General features: G+C 69.4%; 16 protein-coding genes, 5 tRNA genes and 1 pseudogene. 8 read left to right on the forward strand and 14 right to left on the reverse strand.

The features are described from left to right. The first annotated feature begins 117 nt into the window (after nucleotides 1–117). Together cofC and QQM39_RS11745 are read left to right on the forward strand one after the other, a co-directional pair. Nucleotides 118–756, forward strand: coding sequence for a 2-phospho-L-lactate guanylyltransferase (cofC, locus tag QQM39_RS11740; RefSeq protein ID WP_301996637.1), 639 nt, complete (start codon nucleotides 118–120; stop codon nucleotides 754–756). 46 nt (nucleotides 757–802) lie between these two features. After that, nucleotides 803–1,006: a hypothetical protein gene (locus QQM39_RS11745; protein WP_301996638.1), complete on the forward strand. Its 204-nt coding sequence runs from the start codon at nucleotides 803–805 to the stop codon at nucleotides 1,004–1,006. Nucleotides 1,007–1,077: 71 nt separating this feature from the next. Here the strand turns inward: QQM39_RS11745 and QQM39_RS11750 are convergent, their stop codons facing one another. From QQM39_RS11750 to leuC, 4 genes are all read right to left on the reverse strand, one after another. Then, nucleotides 1,078–1,722 carry an HU family DNA-binding protein gene (locus QQM39_RS11750; RefSeq protein ID WP_301996640.1) on the reverse strand — a complete coding sequence of 215 codons (645 nt, stop codon included), beginning with the start codon at nucleotides 1,720–1,722 and terminating at the stop codon, nucleotides 1,078–1,080. A gap of 137 nt (nucleotides 1,723–1,859) precedes the next feature. Beyond that, nucleotides 1,860–2,090, reverse strand: coding sequence for a hypothetical protein (locus tag QQM39_RS11755; RefSeq protein WP_301996641.1), 231 nt, complete (start codon nucleotides 2,088–2,090; stop codon nucleotides 1,860–1,862). A 290-nt stretch (nucleotides 2,091–2,380) separates the two neighbouring features. After that, nucleotides 2,381–2,974, reverse strand: a complete 594-nt coding sequence (leuD, locus tag QQM39_RS11760) for a 3-isopropylmalate dehydratase small subunit (protein ID WP_301996642.1) — start codon at nucleotides 2,972–2,974, stop codon at nucleotides 2,381–2,383. A 6-nt stretch (nucleotides 2,975–2,980) separates the two neighbouring features. Continuing rightward, nucleotides 2,981–4,411, reverse strand: a complete 1,431-nt coding sequence (gene leuC, locus QQM39_RS11765) for a 3-isopropylmalate dehydratase large subunit (protein WP_301996643.1) — start codon at nucleotides 4,409–4,411, stop codon at nucleotides 2,981–2,983. Between the two features lie 195 nt (nucleotides 4,412–4,606). Here leuC and ndgR point away from each other — a divergent pair, with 195 nt between their 5' ends. Next, the gene (ndgR, locus tag QQM39_RS11770; protein WP_015036427.1) at nucleotides 4,607–5,323 is read left to right on the forward strand and encodes an IclR family transcriptional regulator NdgR; all 717 of its coding nucleotides are present in this window, start codon (nucleotides 4,607–4,609) and stop codon (nucleotides 5,321–5,323) included. Between the two features lie 73 nt (nucleotides 5,324–5,396). On the opposite strand, the pseudogene QQM39_RS11775 reads toward ndgR, so the two are convergent. After that, nucleotides 5,397–5,719, reverse strand: a pseudogene (locus tag QQM39_RS11775) (DUF4188 domain-containing protein); the annotation flags it as partial. Between the two features lie 106 nt (nucleotides 5,720–5,825). On the opposite strand from QQM39_RS11775, the gene QQM39_RS11780 reads away from it, so the two are divergent. Next, a complete protein-coding gene (locus tag QQM39_RS11780; RefSeq protein WP_301996645.1) occupies nucleotides 5,826–6,470 on the forward strand; it encodes a MerR family transcriptional regulator in 645 nt (214 codons plus the stop codon). Nucleotides 6,471–6,519: 49 nt separating this feature from the next. Here the strand turns inward: QQM39_RS11780 and QQM39_RS11785 are convergent. The 9 genes from QQM39_RS11785 to QQM39_RS11825 all read right to left on the reverse strand — a co-directional run bounded on the left by QQM39_RS11785 (nucleotide 6,520) and on the right by QQM39_RS11825 (nucleotide 10,576). Next, nucleotides 6,520–6,595, reverse strand: a tRNA-Glu gene (locus QQM39_RS11785). A 28-nt stretch (nucleotides 6,596–6,623) separates the two neighbouring features. Beyond that, nucleotides 6,624–6,695, reverse strand: a tRNA-Gln gene (locus tag QQM39_RS11790). Nucleotides 6,696–6,715: 20 nt separating this feature from the next. After that, a tRNA-Glu gene (locus QQM39_RS11795) sits at nucleotides 6,716–6,788 on the reverse strand. A gap of 29 nt (nucleotides 6,789–6,817) precedes the next feature. Continuing rightward, nucleotides 6,818–6,890, reverse strand: a tRNA-Glu gene (locus QQM39_RS11800). Nucleotides 6,891–6,911: 21 nt separating this feature from the next. Next, a tRNA-Gln gene (locus QQM39_RS11805) sits at nucleotides 6,912–6,983 on the reverse strand. A 92-nt stretch (nucleotides 6,984–7,075) separates the two neighbouring features. Beyond that, entirely contained in the window at nucleotides 7,076–7,819 is a 744-nt protein-coding gene (locus QQM39_RS11810; protein ID WP_301996646.1) for an HAD family hydrolase, read from the reverse strand. Between the two features lie 162 nt (nucleotides 7,820–7,981). Further along, complete coding sequence (gene gltX, locus QQM39_RS11815; RefSeq protein WP_301996647.1) at nucleotides 7,982–9,466, reverse strand: glutamate--tRNA ligase; 1,485 nt, start codon at nucleotides 9,464–9,466, stop codon at nucleotides 7,982–7,984. Next, nucleotides 9,450–10,235 (reverse strand): fumarylacetoacetate hydrolase family protein, encoded by a 786-nt coding sequence (locus QQM39_RS11820; RefSeq protein WP_301996648.1) that lies wholly within the window; start codon nucleotides 10,233–10,235, stop codon nucleotides 9,450–9,452. Before QQM39_RS11820 ends, gltX begins: the two co-directional genes overlap by 17 nt. 155 nt (nucleotides 10,236–10,390) lie before the next feature. Beyond that, the gene (locus QQM39_RS11825) at nucleotides 10,391–10,576 is read right to left on the reverse strand and encodes a hypothetical protein (RefSeq protein WP_301996649.1); all 186 of its coding nucleotides are present in this window, start codon (nucleotides 10,574–10,576) and stop codon (nucleotides 10,391–10,393) included. Between the two features lie 605 nt (nucleotides 10,577–11,181). Here QQM39_RS11825 and QQM39_RS11830 point away from each other — a divergent pair. From QQM39_RS11830 to QQM39_RS11845, 4 genes are all read left to right on the forward strand, one after another. Next, nucleotides 11,182–14,967: a nitrate- and nitrite sensing domain-containing protein gene (locus QQM39_RS11830; RefSeq protein ID WP_301996650.1), complete on the forward strand. Its 3,786-nt coding sequence runs from the start codon at nucleotides 11,182–11,184 to the stop codon at nucleotides 14,965–14,967. Nucleotides 14,968–14,976: 9 nt separating this feature from the next. Then, complete coding sequence (locus QQM39_RS11835; protein WP_003993189.1) at nucleotides 14,977–15,390, forward strand: roadblock/LC7 domain-containing protein; 414 nt, start codon at nucleotides 14,977–14,979, stop codon at nucleotides 15,388–15,390. A gap of 112 nt (nucleotides 15,391–15,502) precedes the next feature. After that, entirely contained in the window at nucleotides 15,503–15,901 is a 399-nt protein-coding gene (locus QQM39_RS11840) for a DUF742 domain-containing protein (RefSeq protein WP_003997626.1), read from the forward strand. Continuing rightward, nucleotides 15,882–16,457, forward strand: a complete 576-nt coding sequence (locus tag QQM39_RS11845) for an ATP/GTP-binding protein (RefSeq protein ID WP_030051303.1) — start codon at nucleotides 15,882–15,884, stop codon at nucleotides 16,455–16,457. The genes QQM39_RS11840 and QQM39_RS11845 overlap by 20 nt, the downstream gene beginning before the upstream one ends. The last annotated feature ends 361 nt before the right edge of the window (nucleotides 16,458–16,818 follow it).

Below are 16,818 nucleotides of genomic sequence, written 5' to 3' on the forward strand. Positions count from 1 at the left end.
CGTCTCCGACCCCCACCCCTCCAAGGAGCTTCGCACCCCTCCCCTTGCCGCAACCGCCGGATGCCCCTGGTGACCGCTGAGTGACAATGGCCGCTACTAGAGAGGGACGAAACGCTCGTGCAGTGGACCTTGGTCATACCCCTGAAGCCCCTGGCGCGGGCGAAGAGCAGGCTCTCGGACACCGCGAGCGACGGACTGCGCCCGGGCCTGGCCCTCGCCTTCGCCCAGGACACCGTCGCGGCGGCGCTGGCCTGCCCGGCGGTGAAGGATGTGGCAGTCGTCACGGACGACGCCCTGGCCGGCCGCGAGCTGGGCGCACTTGGCGCCCATATCGTCCCGGACGAGCCCGGCGACGGCCTGAACGCGGCTCTGGCGCACGGGGCGGCAGTCATACGCTCGTCCCGCCCCGAAAGCGCCGTGGCGGCCCTCAACGCCGATCTCCCCGCCCTGCGCCCCCTGGAATTGGCCCGGGTCCTGGACTCGGCCGCGGAATTCCCACGCGCATTTCTCCCGGATGCAGCCGCAATCGGCACAACACTGCTGGCCGCCGCTCCGGGCCAGGAATTACTTCCGGCATTCGGCATGGGTTCCCGGGCCCGCCATCGCGCGTCGGGGGCGATGGAACTCCCCCTCGCCGACGTGGATTCCGTACGCCAGGACGTGGACACCGGCGCCGACCTGCGCGCGGCACTGGCCCTGGGGGTAGGCCCACGCACAGCTGTGGCAGCGGCACAACTACTGATCAAGGAACAGTGACGGCCACCCATCGCGGCCTCCCGGCGGAACGCATACGCTGGCCGTCATGCAGGCCACCGCATACACCTACGACGCCGAATCCCGCTCCGGCAGCGTGCTGCTGGACGACGGCACCCCCGTCCCCTTCGACGCCCCGGCTTTCGACGCGGGCGGCCTACGGCTGCTGCGCCCCGGGCAGCGGGTCCGCATCGAGACGGAGGGCGCAGGCGAGTCCCTGCGCATCACGCTGGTCACCCTGCAAACCCTGTGAACAGCGGCTGAACACGCCGCGGGCCGGACTCCCCACGGAGTCCGGCCCTGCGCGTGAGTGCCCCTGCGGTTCTACCTCTTGCGGGCGGTGGCCTTCTTGGCGGTGGTCTTGCGAGCCGTCGACTTCTTGGCGGGCGCCTTCTTGGCGGTCGCCTTCTTCGCCGGGGCCTTCTTGGCGGTCGCCTTCTTGGCCGTGGTCTTCTTCGCCGCGGTGGTCTTGGCGGTCGCCGTGGTCTTCTTCGCCGGCGCCTTCTTCGCGGTGGTCTTCTTCGCCGTGGCCGTGGTCTTCTTGGCCGTCGTCTTCTTCGCCGTCGTCTTCTTCGCGGCGGCCGCCTTGGTGGTCTTCTTCGCGGCGGCCTTCTTGACCGTCGCCGCGGCACCACCGGTCAGGCTGCCCTTGGGCGCCTTCTTGACCGCGACCTCGCCGCCCCGCGGGAGCTTCTTCGAGCCGCTCACCAGGTCCTTGAAGCCCTGACCCGCACGGAAGCGCGGAACGGACGTCTTCTTGACCCGAACCCGCTCGCCCGTCTGAGGGTTACGGGCGTAACGAGCCGGGCGGTCGACCTTCTCGAACGATCCGAAGCCGGTGACCGAGACCCGCTCACCCGCGACGACCGCGCGGACGATCGCGTCCAGTACGTGGTCGACAGCATCGGCGGCCTGCTGGCGGCCGCCCATCTTGTCGGCAATCGCTTCTACGAGCTGCGCCTTGTTCACGTCTTCCCCTTCGGAGACATCGCCAGAACGAAAGTGTTCAAGCTTTTTCGCACGTTAGGCAGATATATACCGCAAATCAAACACGAAACGGGCTAATCACCCTTGTGCCGCAACGGACTCGGCGATCTCGAAGGTGTTCAGCGTTCCTCTTCGGGGAATCGCCCCGCGTCGAGGTCCGCGATGAACCACTCCAGACGCCTTGTCGCTTCGGCGACGTCGTGCTTGGCCGCGGCCGTAATGACCAGCAGCTTCCGGGTCAGCGCCATCCGTACGCCCTCCGGGACTTGCAGTGCGCGCACCCTTGCATGCGCTTCCTTCAGTTGGTCCGCGACTGCCGCATAGAGCTCGAGTTGGCCGTCGTGTTCCATGCACAGATTGTGCCATCTGGGGCGAGTTGTCGCCTGCCAGGGGTGCAACTCCGGCCTCGAATGGCCTTCCGAGCACTTGCGAAAGCCACGGATACAACACTCGCGTACCCCGGCAACACCCTTCGTAACGTGGGAAGTTGAGCACGGCACTCACGCGGCGCAGGGCCGTTCGGGTGCAGACATGGCAGTACCCCCGATCGGGGCTGATCGGGGGTACTGCGCGGGTGTTGCGGTGGCCGAAAGTCGCCTTGCGCCGAAGCCTTGGCTCAGGCCTTGGAGCGTGCCTTGGCTCAGGCCTGGAGCGTGCGCGGCTTGAACGACGGTCGCTTCGCCTCGTAGGCGGCGATGTCGGCCTCGTTCTGCAGGGTGATCGAGATGTCGTCGAGGCCGTTCAGCAGCCGCCAGCGGGAGTTCTCGTCCAGCTCGAAGGAGGCGGTGATGCCCTCGGCGCGCACCTCACGAGCCTCAAGGTCCACCGTGACCTCAGCAGTCGCGTCCTTCTCGATGAGCTCCCACAGCGCATCCACGATCTTCTGCTCCAGAACCACCGTGAGCAGGCCGTTCTTGAGCGAGTTACCGCGGAAGATGTCCGCGAAGCGCGAGGAGATGACGGCCTTGAAGCCGTAGTTCTGCAGCGCCCACACGGCGTGCTCACGCGAGGAACCCGTACCGAAGTCGGGACCCGCGACCAGAACCGTGGCGCCTTGGCGCTCGGGCTGGTTGAGGATGAACGTCTCGTCCTTGCGCCAGGCCTCGAACAGCCCGTCCTCGAACCCGTCCCGAGTCACCTTCTTGAGCCAGTGAGCAGGGATGATCTGGTCGGTGTCGACGTTGGAGCGGCGCAGCGGGATGGCCCGGCCGGTGTGCGTGGTGAATGCTTCCATGACTTCTCAGACTCCAGCGGGCGTACGGGTCTCGACGTCGGACAGATCGGCCGGGGAGGCCAGGTGGCCCAGCACGGCGGTCGCGGCGGCGACCTGCGGCGACACCAGGTGGGTACGGCCGCCCTTGCCCTGCCTGCCCTCGAAGTTGCGGTTGGAGGTGGACGCGGAGCGCTCACCGGGGGCCAGCTGGTCGGGGTTCATGCCCAGGCACATCGAGCAGCCCGCGTGCCGCCACTCGGCACCGGCCTCCTTGAAGACCACGTCCAGGCCCTCGGAGACGGCCTGCAGACCCACCCGCGCGGAGCCCGGAACGACCAGCATCCGCAGGCCGTCGGCGACTTTGCGGCCCTTGAGGAGCTCGGCGGCGGCGCGCAGGTCCTCGATCCGGCCGTTGGTGCAGGAGCCTACGAAGACGGTGTCCACCTTGATGGAGCGCAGCGGCTGACCGGCCTCCAACCCCATGTATTCCAGGGCCTTTTCGGCGGCGAGGCGCTCCGAAGCGTCTTCGTACGAAGCCGGGTCGGGGACGTTCGCCGAAAGCGGCGCGCCCTGGCCCGGGTTGGTGCCCCAGGTGACGAACGGCGACAGCTCGGCGGCCTCGATGACGACCTCGGCGTCGAACTCGGCGTCATCGTCGGTCTTCAGCGTCTTCCAGTACTCGACCGCGGCGTCCCAGTCCTCGCCCTTGGGCGCGTGCGGACGGCCCTTGAGGTACTCGAAGGTGGTCTCGTCCGGGGCGATCATGCCCGCGCGGGCGCCGGCCTCGATCGACATGTTGCAGATGGTCATGCGGGCCTCCATCGAGAGCTTCTCGATGGCGGAGCCGCGGTACTCCAGGACGTAGCCCTGGCCGCCGCCGGTACCGATCCGGGCGATGATCGCCAGGATCAGGTCCTTGGCGGTGACGCCGTCGGGCAGTTCGCCGTTGACCGTGATGGCCATGGTCTTCGGGCGGACCAGCGGCAGCGTCTGGGTGGCCAGCACGTGCTCCACCTGGGAGGTGCCGATGCCGAACGCCAGGCCGCCGAAGGCACCGTGCGTGGAGGTGTGGGAGTCGCCGCAGACGACCGTCATGCCGGGCTGGGTCAGACCCAGCTGCGGGCCGACGACGTGCACGACGCCCTGCTCGACGTCGCCCAGCGGGTGCAGGCGCACACCGAACTCGGCGGCGTTCTTGCGCAGCGTCTCCAGCTGGATCCGGGAGACCGGGTCGGCGATCGGCTTGTCGATGTCGAGGGTCGGGGTGTTGTGGTCCTCGGTGGCGATGGTCAGGTCGAGCCGGCGCACCTGGCGACCGCTCTTGCGGAGGCCGTCGAAGGCCTGCGGGCTGGTCACCTCGTGCAGCAGGTGCAGATCGATGAAGAGGAGGTCGGGCTCGCCCTCGGCGCGCCGGACGACATGGTCGTCCCAGACCTTCTCCGCGAGTGTCCTACCCATCGCTTTCCCTCCGGCCGGCAAGCGTCCACCGGCCCAACTAGAGATCTTGAGGAGGCAGCGCCCGCCGCCCCTGTTCGGGCGTCCGCCACCGGGCCCGTTTGTCTGCGGGCCGCATTGCCTTCGTGTCTTCCAGAGTGGCGTGTTCCACGGAAAATTGAACTTGCGTTTCACAGAGTGAGACGCGAGTATCGTTGCATGGACAACAGTAGCGGCGTCGGCGTCCTGGACAAGGCAGCCCTTGTCCTGAGCGCCCTGGAGTCCGGTCCGGCCACCCTCGCGGGGCTTGTGGCGGCCACCGGACTGGCACGACCCACGGCCCACCGGCTGGCCGTGGCTCTGGAACACCACCGCATGGTGGCGCGCGACATGCAGGGCCGTTTCATTCTGGGCCCTCGCCTCGCGGAGCTGGCCGCGGCGGCAGGCGAGGACCGCCTCCTCGCCACGGCGGGCCCGGTGCTCACCCACCTCCGTGATGTCACGGGCGAGAGCGCCCAGCTCTACCGCCGCCAGGGCGACATGCGCATCTGCGTCGCCGCGGCGGAACGTCTGTCCGGCCTGCGGGACACGGTCCCGGTCGGCTCGACGCTCACGATGAAGGCGGGCAGCTCGGCGCAGATCCTCATGGCCTGGGAGGAGCCGGAGCGCCTGCACCGGGGCCTGCAGGGCGCCCGCTTCACAGCCACCGCGCTCTCCGGCGTACGACGCCGGGGCTGGGCCCAGTCGATCGGCGAGCGCGAGCCGGGCGTCGCGTCCGTCTCCGCGCCCGTACGCGGCCCGTCGAACCGCGTGGTGGCCGCCGTGTCGGTCTCCGGCCCCATCGAGCGCCTGACCCGCCACCCGGGCCGTATGCACGCCCAGGCGGTCATCGACGCCGCCGCACGCCTCTCCGAGGCCCTGCGCCGCACCGGCTGACATCGGGGACGTCAGTGGGGAGGGTCCGCCTCAACGCCGCGGCAGACCCTCCCCACTCCCCTGAGCCCCCCGGTCACCCGGCTTCTTCGGCCGCCTTCACCTTCGACCGGTGCGCGAACCGGTCCTTCGCGTAGCGCCCCCGCTTCTCCAGCGGCACCTGCCCGTGCGCCGCCGCGAGTCCGAACGCCGGCATGTCCGCGTAGATCGACTCGTACGCCCCCTCGGGCACCACGTAGGACCTCCGTGCCACAGCCCCACATGCCCGCGCACCTTGCCCTCCCGCTCCTTGCGGTCGAAGAGCGCCCACGCCCGGCGGCGGAGCATGTCGGGCGAGGTCGCGTACGCGTAGAGCTTCTCCTTGGACTCCCAGTACTGGACCACGTAGTAGGTCCGCGGCATGGCCAGGGCGACCGGGAACCAGCGAGGCACGGCCCAGTCGGACAGCGGCACTATCCTTCTTGGGAGCGCTTGGATAGTGACACTCTCCAAGGGAGCGCAAGAGATGCGGCTGGCGGAACTGAGCGAGCGCAGCGGGGTGCCCATCGCGACGATCAAGTACTACCTGCGCGAAGGGCTGTTGGCGCCCGGCCGCCAGATCAACGCCCGCACCGCCGAGTACGACGAGGAACATCTGCGCCGGCTGCGCCTGGTGCGCGCGATGATCCAGGTCGGGCGGGTGCCGGTGGCGACGGTCCGGGAGGTGCTCGGACACGTCGACGACGACTCACTGGGCCGTTCGATCCGCCTCGGCGCGGCGCTGTGGGCGCTGCCCCAGGTGCCGGAGCCGGACGAGGACGACGAGTATGTCCAGGCCGCACAGCAGGAGGTCAGCACGCTCCTGGACCGGCTCGGCTGGGAGAACGCCAAGCGGCTCACGACCATCTCCCCCGCCTATCGCTCGCTGGTGGTGGCGGTGGCCGCGTTCCGCCGGCTCGGCTACGGCTGGGGGGCCGAACTGCTCGCGCCGTACGCCGAGTTGATGCACCGGACAGCCGTCCTCGACCTGGACAACATGGAGACGCACCCGTCGGAGGCGGAGCGGATCGAGTTCGCGATCCTGGGGGCGATCCTCAACGAGCCGGTGCTGCAGGCGCTGCACCGGCTGGCCCAGGAGGAGGAGACGACGCGGCGGTACGGCTTCGAGTAGCCGACGCCGGCACGATGAAGGCCCTCCGCCGAAGCGAAGGGCCTTCATGTGGTACCCCCGACCGGATTCGAACCGGCGCTACCGCCTTGAGAGGGCGGCGTGCTAGGCCGCTACACAACGGGGGCGTGGAGCCTGCGTTTCCGCAGGTCCGAGCTGGTCTACCTGGACTCGAACCAAGACTAACTGAACCAGAATCAGTCGTGCTGCCAATTACACCATAGACCAATGTGGTTTAGACCAGACAGTACCCCCGACCGGATTCGAACCGGCGCTACCGCCTTGAGAGGGCGGCGTGCTAGGCCGCTACACAACGGGGGCCCTAGCGATCCCGAGTTGATCGAGATCAGTACCCCCGACCGGATTCGAACCGGCGCTACTGCCTTGAGAGGGCAGCGTGCTAGGCCGCTACACAACGGGGGCTTTGCAGATGAGCTCTGCGAGCTGGCCTACCTGGACTCGAACCAAGACTAACTGAACCAGAATCAGTCGTGCTGCCAATTACACCATAGGCCACTGGAACGCAAGCCCCTGAGGGGATCTTGTTCTAGTTTGCTCCTCCGGGTTTCCGGCCTTTCGGCCCGCTCCCCGGCGGCGCAGGAAGAACATTACCCGAAGGTGGACGGGGCTCCAAAACGGGTATCCGCGCCGAGGATCGCGGGGAGTTCGGCGAGGGAGGCGATCCGGTGCGGTCTGCCGTCCGCCGGGGCGGGCGCGCCAACGCCGGTGTACGCGCCGTCACGGTCGATCCACACCGACAGCAGCCCGGCGTCCGCGGCACCCCGCCCGTCGATCTCCGGGTGATCGCCGACGTACGCCACCTGGTGCGGGGCGAGCTCCATCGCGGCGCAGGCGGCGTGGAAGGCGCCGGCCTCCGGCTTGGAGACGCCGAGCTCGGCCGCGCACAGGACGGCCTCGAAGCGGTCGTACACGCCGAGCACGCGCAGTTTGCGGTCCTGGACGTGAATGCTGGAGTTGGACAGCACCGCGTGCCGGTGGCTGGCCGCGAGGGCGTCCAGGACCGGCAGGACGTCCGGGAAAAGGTTCCAGGCGGTCTCGTAGTGCCCGATGTACCGCTCGAACCAGGCGTCGGCCTCGGCGTCGGTCAGCTCCTCGCCGAGGAACACCCGCACGCGGTCGCGGCGCTGCCCCTGGAAGGTGGCCTCTCCCGCCGAGAACCGCGCCCACTGGGCGTCGGTGATCTTCCGCCAGCGCGCGATGGCCTGCTCGACGCTGTCGTACCCGTCGAGCAGGCCCTCGGCCAGCAGGTGCGCGCGCATGCCCACACGGTCCGCGGTGGTGTAGTCGAAGAGGGTGTCGTCGACGTCCCAGACCACAGCTTTGATCGTCACGCGATCCAACGTAAACCAACGGTGACCCAACTAGGGGACACCACCCGAGGATTGGAGTCGGGTTCACGGCCGAAGCCTCGGCCGGGTCAGCGCCTCCGTTGATCCACCGCCGAGGGGCGGCACCCGGTTGTCCGGGTGCCGCCCCTCAGGTCCGCGTCGGCGTCACGCCGCGAGTTTCGCCAGCGCCGCGTCGATCCGGGACAGGGTCGTCTCCTTGCCCAGGACCTCCAGGGACTCGAACAGCGGCAGGCCGACCGTGCGGCCCGTGACGGCCACGCGGACCGGGGCCTGGGCCTTGCCGAGCTTGAGGCCATGGGCCTCGCCGGCGGCCAGGACGGCTTCCTTCAGGGAGTCCGGGGAGGTCCAGTCGGCCGCGTCCAGCTTCTCGCGGGCGGTCCGCAGGAGGGCGTCGCTGCCCTCCTTCATCGCCTTCGTCCAGGACGGCTCGTCGAAGACCGGCTCCGGCAGGAACAGGAAGTCGACGTTGTCCGTGATCTCCGACAGCACCTTCAGACGGGTCTGCGCGTGCGGGGCGATCGCCTGCCACTTCACCTCGTCGAAGGCCTCCGGGGCCCAGGGGGCGAACGGCGCCTGGAGCCACGGGCGGCAGCGCTCGGTGAAGTCCTTCACATCGAGCAGGCGGATGTGGTCACCGTTGATCGACTCGCACTTCTTCAGGTCGAAGCGGGCCGGGTTGGGGTTCACGTCCGCGATGTCGAAGGCCGCGACCATCTCGTCCATCGTGAAGATGTCCTGGTCGGCCGAGAGCGACCAGCCGAGCAGGGAGAGGTAGTTGAGCAGGCCCTCGGGGAGGAAGCCGCGCTCGCGGTAGAGGTTCAGGGACGACTGCGGGTCGCGCTTCGACAGCTTCTTGTTGCCCTCGCCCATCACGTACGGCAGGTGGCCGAACTCGGGGATGCCCTTGGCGATGCCCAGCTCCATCAGCGCCTTGTACAGGGCGATCTGCCGGGGCGTCGAGGAGAGCAGGTCCTCGCCGCGCAGGACGTGGGTGATCTCCATCAGGGCGTCGTCGACCGGGTTGACGAGCGTGTAGAGCGGGGCGCCGTTCGCGCGGACGATGCCGTAGTCCGGGACGTTCTCCGGCGTGAAGGTCAGCTCGCCGCGGACCAGGTCCGTGAAGGTGATCGCCTCGTCGGGCATGCGGAAACGGACGATGGGCGTACGGCCCTGGGCCTTGTACTCCTCGACCTGCGCGTCGGTCAGGTCGCGGCAGTGGCCGTCGTAACCGGAGGGCTTGCCGGCGGCGCGGGCGGCCTCGCGACGGGTGTCCAGCTCCTCCTGGGAGCAATAGCAGTAGTAGGCGTGGCCGCCGTCCAGGAGCTTGGCCGCGACATCCTTGTAGAGGTCCATGCGCTGCGACTGGCGGTACGGCGCGTGCGGGCCGCCGACCTCGGGGCCCTCGTCCCAGTCGAAGCCGAGCCAGCGCATCGAGTCGAGCAGCTGGCCGTAGGACTCCTCGGAGTCGCGGGCCGCGTCGGTGTCCTCGATGCGGAAGACGAGCGTGCCCTGGTGGTGCCGGGCGAACGCCCAGTTGAACAGGGCGGTGCGGACCAGGCCCACGTGGGGGTTACCGGTGGGCGAGGGGCAGAAACGTACGCGGACGGGTGCGCTAGCCACGCTTGACAACCTTGTTGGTGAGAGTGCCGATGCCTTCGATGGTGACGGCGACCTCGTCGCCGACGTTGAGGGGGCCGACCCCTGCCGGGGTGCCCGTGAGGATCACGTCGCCGGGGAGCAGCGTCATGGCCTCGGAGATGTTGACGATCAGGTCCTCGATCGGGTGGATCATCTCGCTGGTACGGCCGAGCTGGCGCTGTTCGCCGTTGACCGTGAGCTGGATGGTCAGGTCGGCGGCCGTTTCGAGGGCCAGGTCCGTCTCCACCCACGGGCCCAGCGGGCAGGAGGTGTCGAAGCCCTTGGCCCGCGCCCACTGCTTCTCGCGCTTCTGGACGTCGCGGGCGGTGATGTCGTTGGCGCAGGTGAAGCCGAAGATCACGTCCTTGACGCGGTCGCGCGGGACCTCGCGGCACATGCGGCCGATGACGACGGCCAGTTCGGCCTCGTGGTGGAGGTCCTCGGTGAAGGACGGGTACTGGATCTCGTCGCCGGAGCCGATCACCGCGGTGGACGGCTTGAAGAAGGCGAACGGGGCGTCGGGCACGTCGTTGCCGAGTTCGCGGGCGTGCTCGGCGTAGTTGCGGCCGAACGCCACGACCTTGTTGGGGAGCACCGGCGGCAGCAGCCTGACCTTGCTCAGCGGCACCTTCGTACCGGAGAGCTCGAAGTCCGCGAACGGGATGCCCTTGATGATGTCGAGCACGAGCTCGTCCGGCTTGTCGCCCTCGACCGCGCCGAAGGCGACATTCCCGTCGATGGAGAATCTGGCGATGCGCACGGGATCCTGCGCCCCTCACTTGAGCCGGCTGGAGTCTGACGCTCCAGGCTAGCGCGGGGAGGAGCGAGCGCCTCGCGCATTACCGCGGGCGCTCCCACCGTCGTACGCGACCGCATGTTCGTACGTGATTGAACAACCGGTCGTCCGGCCGCGTACTACTCGGCGGCGGCGGTGACGGGCATCTCCTGGAGGATGGTGCGCTTGGGGTTGGCGGTCTGAGCGGGAAGGTCGACGGAGTGCTCCGGCTGCTGCGGGGCCTGCAGTTCGTCGGCGCCGTCGAGGTGCGCCAGCGTCGTGCGCCGCGGATTGGCTATCGTGCGGATCATCGTCGTCGTCTTCACGGTTTTACTGAGCCCTGTCGTGACGGGGCGCCGGGGCCGGCCACGATGGGCCTGCGTCCGGACGCGGGTTGGCAGAAACATTCCTCTTGTAAAGCGTCAGGCTAAACATGCAATTCCCTCGGGAAGTTGCGCGGACCCCTTGATCCGCGTGTGAGTTTGCTCACGAGTTCGCGGACAAATCAGTCAATTCCGGCTCGCGATCCACCTCACCGAAACGGACATTGCACCCCTGAAGCTGTCATTCCGCTCCTGATCATGGCGACTGGGGCACCCCTTGCGCCCGAACGGTTCGCAGGCATACGTCCGTTATGGGTGGGATCGCTTTCTACGGCAGGTAATCTCGTACTCACGTGGTGTCACGTATGTCACGGCTCGACCTACGGGCCTTGTTGGAGATCCTGCACTGTGCTGGAATTCCACGGACCGCCGCAGGATCGAGCCGGCGCACAGGGGGCGCATCGAGCGCCGAGTGGCGGCGAGAAGGGGGAGCCAGCGCCGGTCACTGACGACCATCAGGGAGCGTATTCAGGGCGCTCCCGAAAGACGCCGACACCGTGTCCGTCCGTTCACGCGGAGGGGCGCCTGGTCCAGAGGTTGCGACGCTAGTGCAGGGACGTTTCAAGAGGGATGGCAGCGCTTCGGCGGAGCCGGAGCACGGCGGGACCGACCGAGGTCCCTCCCCCCAGCACGCCCAGAACCCGGGCCCGGCCCCGTCCGTCGAGGGCGGTGAGCGCTCCGGGCGCCCCGGCGTGTCGGCATCCCCGGGGGCGGCGAACCCTTCCGCTCCGCCGGCGAAGAAGGCCCCGAAGGGCTCCGGCGGCCCCGGCACGCGAATAGCCCTGCGCAACTGGCGTATCTCCACGCGTCTGGTGGCGCTGCTGACTCTCCCGGTGGTCGCGGCCACCTCGCTGGGCGCGCTGCGCATCAGCGACAACATGAACGACATCCAGCAGCTCGACAACATGAAGCTGCTGACGGACATGACCAAGCGGGCCACCGAGCTGGCCGCGGCGCTCCAGGAGGAGCGCGACCAGTCCGCCGGTCCGCTCGCGCACGGCGCCAAGGCGACCGACTACACGGTCAAGGGCTATCGGGACAAGACCGACCGGGCGTCGGACAGCTTCAGGGAAGCCGCCGAGGAGATCGACGACAGCAGCAAGGACGGCAACCTCAAGGGCGTCCGCGACAACATCGTCCAGCTGGTCCGGGCCCTGGGCGGACTCGCCGAGATCCGCAGCGCCGCCTACAAGGCCGAGGACAACTCCACCCAGACCGTGGAGGCCTACCACCGTCTGATCACCAACCTGCTCGGCCTCTCGCAGGACATGGCCGAGGCGACCAGCAACCCGGACATGATCCACAGCACGCGTGCCCTGGCCGCCTTCTCCTCGGCCAAGGAATACGCGTCCATCCAGCGCGCGGTCCTCGCGGCGGCGCTGCCGGCGAACAGCACCACCCAGGGCGACCTGTCCGAGAACGACCGCCTGTACGCCGACTCGGCGCTGGAGAGCCAGAAGTCCGAGATCCGCAGCTTCAAGAGCATCTACGGCTCGGGAGCCGCCGAGGAGCTCCTGGAGCCGATCGGCGACGGCAACCCGACGATCAAGGCCAGCGACACCTACGCCAGCCGCGCCCTCACCACCGACACCGGTCTGCAGTCGCTGGACAAGCGGTCGTACCGGGACTGGGTGGACGACAGCACCACCAAGATCCAGCAGATGCGCGCCATCGAGACGACGCTGCTGGAGGACATGGAGCAGAAGGCCCGCGAGCTGCGCAACGAGTCGGAGCGCGAGGCGATCATCTCCGGTGCGCTGATCCTGCTCGTGCTCGGTGTCTCGCTGGTCGGCGCGTTCGTCGTGGCCCGCTCCATGATCCGCTCGCTGCGCCGCCTGGAGGAGACCGCCACCAAGGTCGCCCAGGACCGGCTGCCCGAGCTGGTCAAGCAGCTCTCGGAGTCCGACCCGCAGGACGTCGACACCTCCGTCGAGTCGGTCGGTGTGCACTCCCGGGACGAGATCGGCCAGGTGGCCGCGGCCTTCGACGACGTGCACCGCGAGGCGGTCCGCCTCGCCGCCGAGCAGGCCCTGCTGCGGGGCAACGTCAACGCGATGTTCACCAACCTCTCGCGCCGCTCCCAGGGCCTCATCCAGCGTCAGCTCTCGCTCATCTCCGAACTGGAGTCCCGCGAGGCCGACCCGGACCAGCTGTCCTCGCTGTTCAAGCTCGACCACCTCGCGACGCGTATGCGCCGTAACGGTGAGAACCTCCTCGTCCTCGCCGGTGAGGAGCCCGGCCGTCGCTGGACCCGCCCGGTCCCGCTGGTCGACGTGCTCCGCGCCGCCGCGTCCGAGGTGGAGCAGTACGAGCGCATCGAGCTCGCTTCCGTGCCGACCACCGAAGTGGCCGGCCGTGTGGTCAACGACCTCGTGCACCTGCTCGCCGAGCTGCTGGAGAACGCGACCTCGTTCTCCTCCCCGCAGACCAAGGTCAAGGTCACCGGTCACGCGCTGCCCGACGGCCGCGTCCTGATCGAGATCCACGACACCGGCATCGGCCTCTCCCCCGAGGACCTCGCCGCGATCAACGAGCGACTCGCCTCGCCGCCCACCGTGGACGTCTCGGTCTCCCGCCGCATGGGTCTGTTCGTGGTCGGCCGGCTGTCGCAGCGCCACGGCATCCGCATCCAGCTGCGCCCCTCCGACTCCGGTGGTACGACCGCGCTGGTCATGCTCCCCGTCGATGTCGCCCAGGGCGGCAAGAAGCCCGCTCCGGGCAAGCCCGGCCCGAACGGTCCGGGTCTCTCCGGTGGTCCGGCCGCCGCGCAGGCCGCCGCCGGTGCGGCTGCCGCCCGTCGCCAGGCCCAGGCCCAGGCCCAGGCCCAGGCCGGCAACGGCTCCCTCGGCGCGGGTGCGCCGGGTGGCGGCGCGCTCGGCGCCGGTGCGTCCGGCGGGGGCCGGCTCGGTGCCGGTCAGGAACCGCGGGCCGCGCTGCCCGGACGTGACGGTGGCGGACTTCCCGGTGGACCGGGCGCACCGCGTGGACCGCAGGGTCCGGGCGCGCCCTCGCAGGGCCGGCCGCCGGCCGGTGCGGGCGCCGGGTTCGGTGGCCAGGCGCCGGGTGCCCCGCAGGGGCTGCAGGCCGCGGGCACCGGTCAGGACCCCTTCGGCGGCCCCCGTGGCGCCTCCTCCGGCCTCGACCAGTCCCGCCCGGGTGGCCCCTCGTCGCCGCAGTCCCCGCCCGCCGGCAACGACACGGGCCGCCGCGGCCGTCAGCCGCAGCTGCCGCCGCGTGGTGGCCCGCGTGCCGAGCTGCCGGGCGGCAACCAGCCGTCCCGCCCCAGCTGGAGCGACGAGAACGCGCAGCCGCCGGTGCCGCGCGCCTCGCTCGACACCCCGCGCGGGCACGACGAGGACACCGCACAGACCTCCCGTATGCCGCGCATCGACGACCTCCAGGGCCCCGGCTCCACCACGGAGATCCCGGCGATCGGACGCCCCGACGGCCGCCAGGGCCCCGGCTCGAACGCCGGCCCGTCGGACTTCGGCCGCCCGGACTTCGGCGCCCCTGCCCCGGGCGGGTACGACTCGCAGAGCACGGGCCAGTCCGCCCGCCCCGGTGCGAACGAGCCGCAGAACAACGGTCAGTTCGTCCGCTCGGACGTCTTCGGCACCCCGAACGGGCAGAACAACTCGTCGCAGACGGGCCAGTTCGCCTCGCCGCAGGGGTACGACGGCAGCTCGACGGGCCAGCACGCCCTGCCCGGCCGCCAGAACCCCGACTCCACCGGGCAGTTCGAGCGGCCGCAGGTCAACGGCGCCTACGGCGGCGGTGCCGACTTCGGCGCCCAGCAGCCCCCGGTCCCGCCGCGTCCGCAGCAGCGGCCCGCACGCCAGGAGCCGGAGGCGCTGCCGCCGGCGGGTCCCGGTGACGGCCGTACCCCGCTGTACGACACGCTGGAGACCAACTGGTTCCACGGCGGTCCGCAGGGCCGTCAGCCCGGCGCGGACGGCTCGGCTCCGGCCTCCGCCCCGCAGCAGCCGCAGGCTCCCGCGGCTCCGGCGCAGCCGTCCTCCGCTCCCCAGCGGACCTCATCGACCGCCTGGCGCAGCTCGCCGAACGACGACCTCGTACGGCAGGCGGAACGCGTCCGGCAACCGGCCGCGGGCGGTGTCACCACCTCCGGCCTGCCGCGCCGGGTGCCCCGGGCGAACCTCGTCCCGGGCACGGCTCAGCAGCAACAGCACCAATCCGGTCCGGCTGTCTCGCGTGCGCCTGACGACGTACGCGGTCGGCTGACCAATCTCCGTCGGGGTATCGCGCAAGGTCGCCAGGTCGGTAACGGCCAGACCGGCAGCTTCCCGAACCCCACTCACCAGCAGGAGCGTTAGTTGAGCCAGATGAGCCAGGCAGCACAGAACCTCAACTGGTTGATCACCAACTTCGTGGACAACACCCCGGGTGTGTCCCACACCGTTGTCGTGTCCGCCGACGGTCTTCTGCTGGCCATGTCCGAGGGATTCCCGCGTGACCGTGCCGACCAGCTGGCGGCCGTCGCATCGGGTCTGACCTCGCTGACGGCAGGGGCGTCCCGGATCTTCGAGGGCGGCAGCGTGGCACAGACCGTCGTCGAGATGGAGCGAGGATTCCTCTTCCTCATGTCCGTCTCGGATGGTTCGTCCCTGGCCGTTCTCGCCCACCCCGAGTGCGACATCGGCCTCGTCGGCTACGAGATGGCGCTGCTGGTCGACCGCGCGGGCGCTGTGCTCACGCCGGACCTGCGCGCCGAGCTCCAAGGCAGTCTGCTCCACTGATCACCCGCGGATCCACCCGTCTCACCAAATCACCGTCCGGCCGCCACAACCCCCCCACCGGCGACGTCAGACGGCTTGACTGACCGACTTGCTGTCCCCGCCCGGAGGATTCATGACCCCGCCCACCGCCTCTCATGATCCGTACGCGGAGCCGTACGAGGATGAGGGCGACCAGCCGCTGGTACGTCCGTACGCGATGACCGGCGGCCGGACCCGGCCGCGCTACCAGCTCGCCATCGAGGCCCTGATCAGCACCACGGCCGACCCGGCAGCGCTCATGGGGCTCCTTCCGGAGCACCAGCGCATCTGCCACCTGTGCCGTGAGGTGAAGTCGGTCGCCGAGGTCTCCGCGCTGCTGTCCATGCCGCTGGGCGTGGCCAGGATCCTGGTCGCGGACCTCGCTGAGGCCGGCCTGGTCGCCATCCACCAGCCGGGCGGCGACGAGAACAACGGCGGCGCACCTGACGTGACGCTGCTCGAAAGGGTGCTCAGTGGACTTCGCAAGCTCTGAACCGGGCCGGGCGACCACCTCCGCCAAGATCGTGGTGGCGGGTGGCTTCGGCGTGGGCAAGACCACGTTCGTGGGCGCCGTCTCGGAGATCAACCCGCTGCGCACCGAGGCCGTCATGACCTCCGCGAGCGCGGGCATCGACGACCTCACGCACACCGGGGACAAGACCACCACCACGGTGGCCATGGACTTCGGCCGTATCACCCTGGACCAGGACCTGATCCTGTACCTCTTCGGTACGCCCGGCCAGGACCGCTTCTGGTTCATGTGGGACGACCTGGTGCGCGGCGCGATCGGCGCCGTCGTCCTGGTGGACACCCGCCGCCTCGCCGACTGCTTCCCCGCGGTCGACTACTTCGAGAACAGCGGGCTCCCCTTCGTCATCGCCCTCAACGGCTTCGACGGACACCAGCCCTACACGCCCGACGAGGTGCGCGAGGCGCTGCAGATCGGCCCGGACGCGCCGATCATCACCACGGACGCCCGCCACCGGGCCGACGCCAAGAGCGCGCTGATCACGCTGGTCGAGCACGCCCTGATGGCGCGGCTGCGGTAGCGCAAGTCGGAAGCGCAATACGGCAGTTGTCGTAGATGCGGCGGAGCCGGCTGTGGCCTTTGACACGGTCGGCTCCGTTGTTCATAACGTTTCGGCAGAGGAATCGGGTGGTATGGCCACTCGTCGCGGTCAAGCGGTATCGCTGCGCGTACGAACGCCCCGTCTTTTGGCGGGGCTCGTTCTGTATGACCGTTTTATCTGGGGCTTACATCGCTCGTAATCCTCCTCTTCCACTGTTTGGAAGAGCGCAGGCCGACGTGCTGGAATGCGAGAACTGCCCAATAGTCAAAGACGTACTCAGCAGTACTCCGTACTCGATGGCGAACTGGGCTCTGAGACACAGCGGCACATACGTAGGTGC

The sequence above is a fragment of the Streptomyces sp. DT2A-34 genome (genome assembly GCF_030499515.1).
GTDB lineage: Bacteria > Actinomycetota > Actinomycetes > Streptomycetales > Streptomycetaceae > Streptomyces.

Excerpts from the sequence above, each read along its gene's own strand:
- QQM39_RS11745 (WP_301996638.1), top strand. The coding sequence starts at position 803 with ATGCAGGCCACCGCATACACCTACGACGCCGAATCCCGCTCCGGCAGC.
- QQM39_RS11835 (WP_003993189.1), top strand. The coding sequence starts at position 14,977 with ATGAGCCAGGCAGCACAGAACCTCAACTGGTTGATCACCAACTTCGTG.
- ndgR (WP_015036427.1), top strand. The coding sequence starts at position 4,607 with ATGGACAACAGTAGCGGCGTCGGCGTCCTGGACAAGGCAGCCCTTGTC.
- QQM39_RS11780 (WP_301996645.1), top strand. The coding sequence starts at position 5,826 with ATGCGGCTGGCGGAACTGAGCGAGCGCAGCGGGGTGCCCATCGCGACG.
- leuC (WP_301996643.1), bottom strand. The coding sequence starts at position 4,411 with ATGGGTAGGACACTCGCGGAGAAGGTCTGGGACGACCATGTCGTCCGG.
- QQM39_RS11755 (WP_301996641.1), bottom strand. The coding sequence starts at position 2,090 with ATGGAACACGACGGCCAACTCGAGCTCTATGCGGCAGTCGCGGACCAA.
- QQM39_RS11840 (WP_003997626.1), top strand. The coding sequence starts at position 15,503 with ATGACCCCGCCCACCGCCTCTCATGATCCGTACGCGGAGCCGTACGAG.
- leuD (WP_301996642.1), bottom strand. The coding sequence starts at position 2,974 with ATGGAAGCATTCACCACGCACACCGGCCGGGCCATCCCGCTGCGCCGC.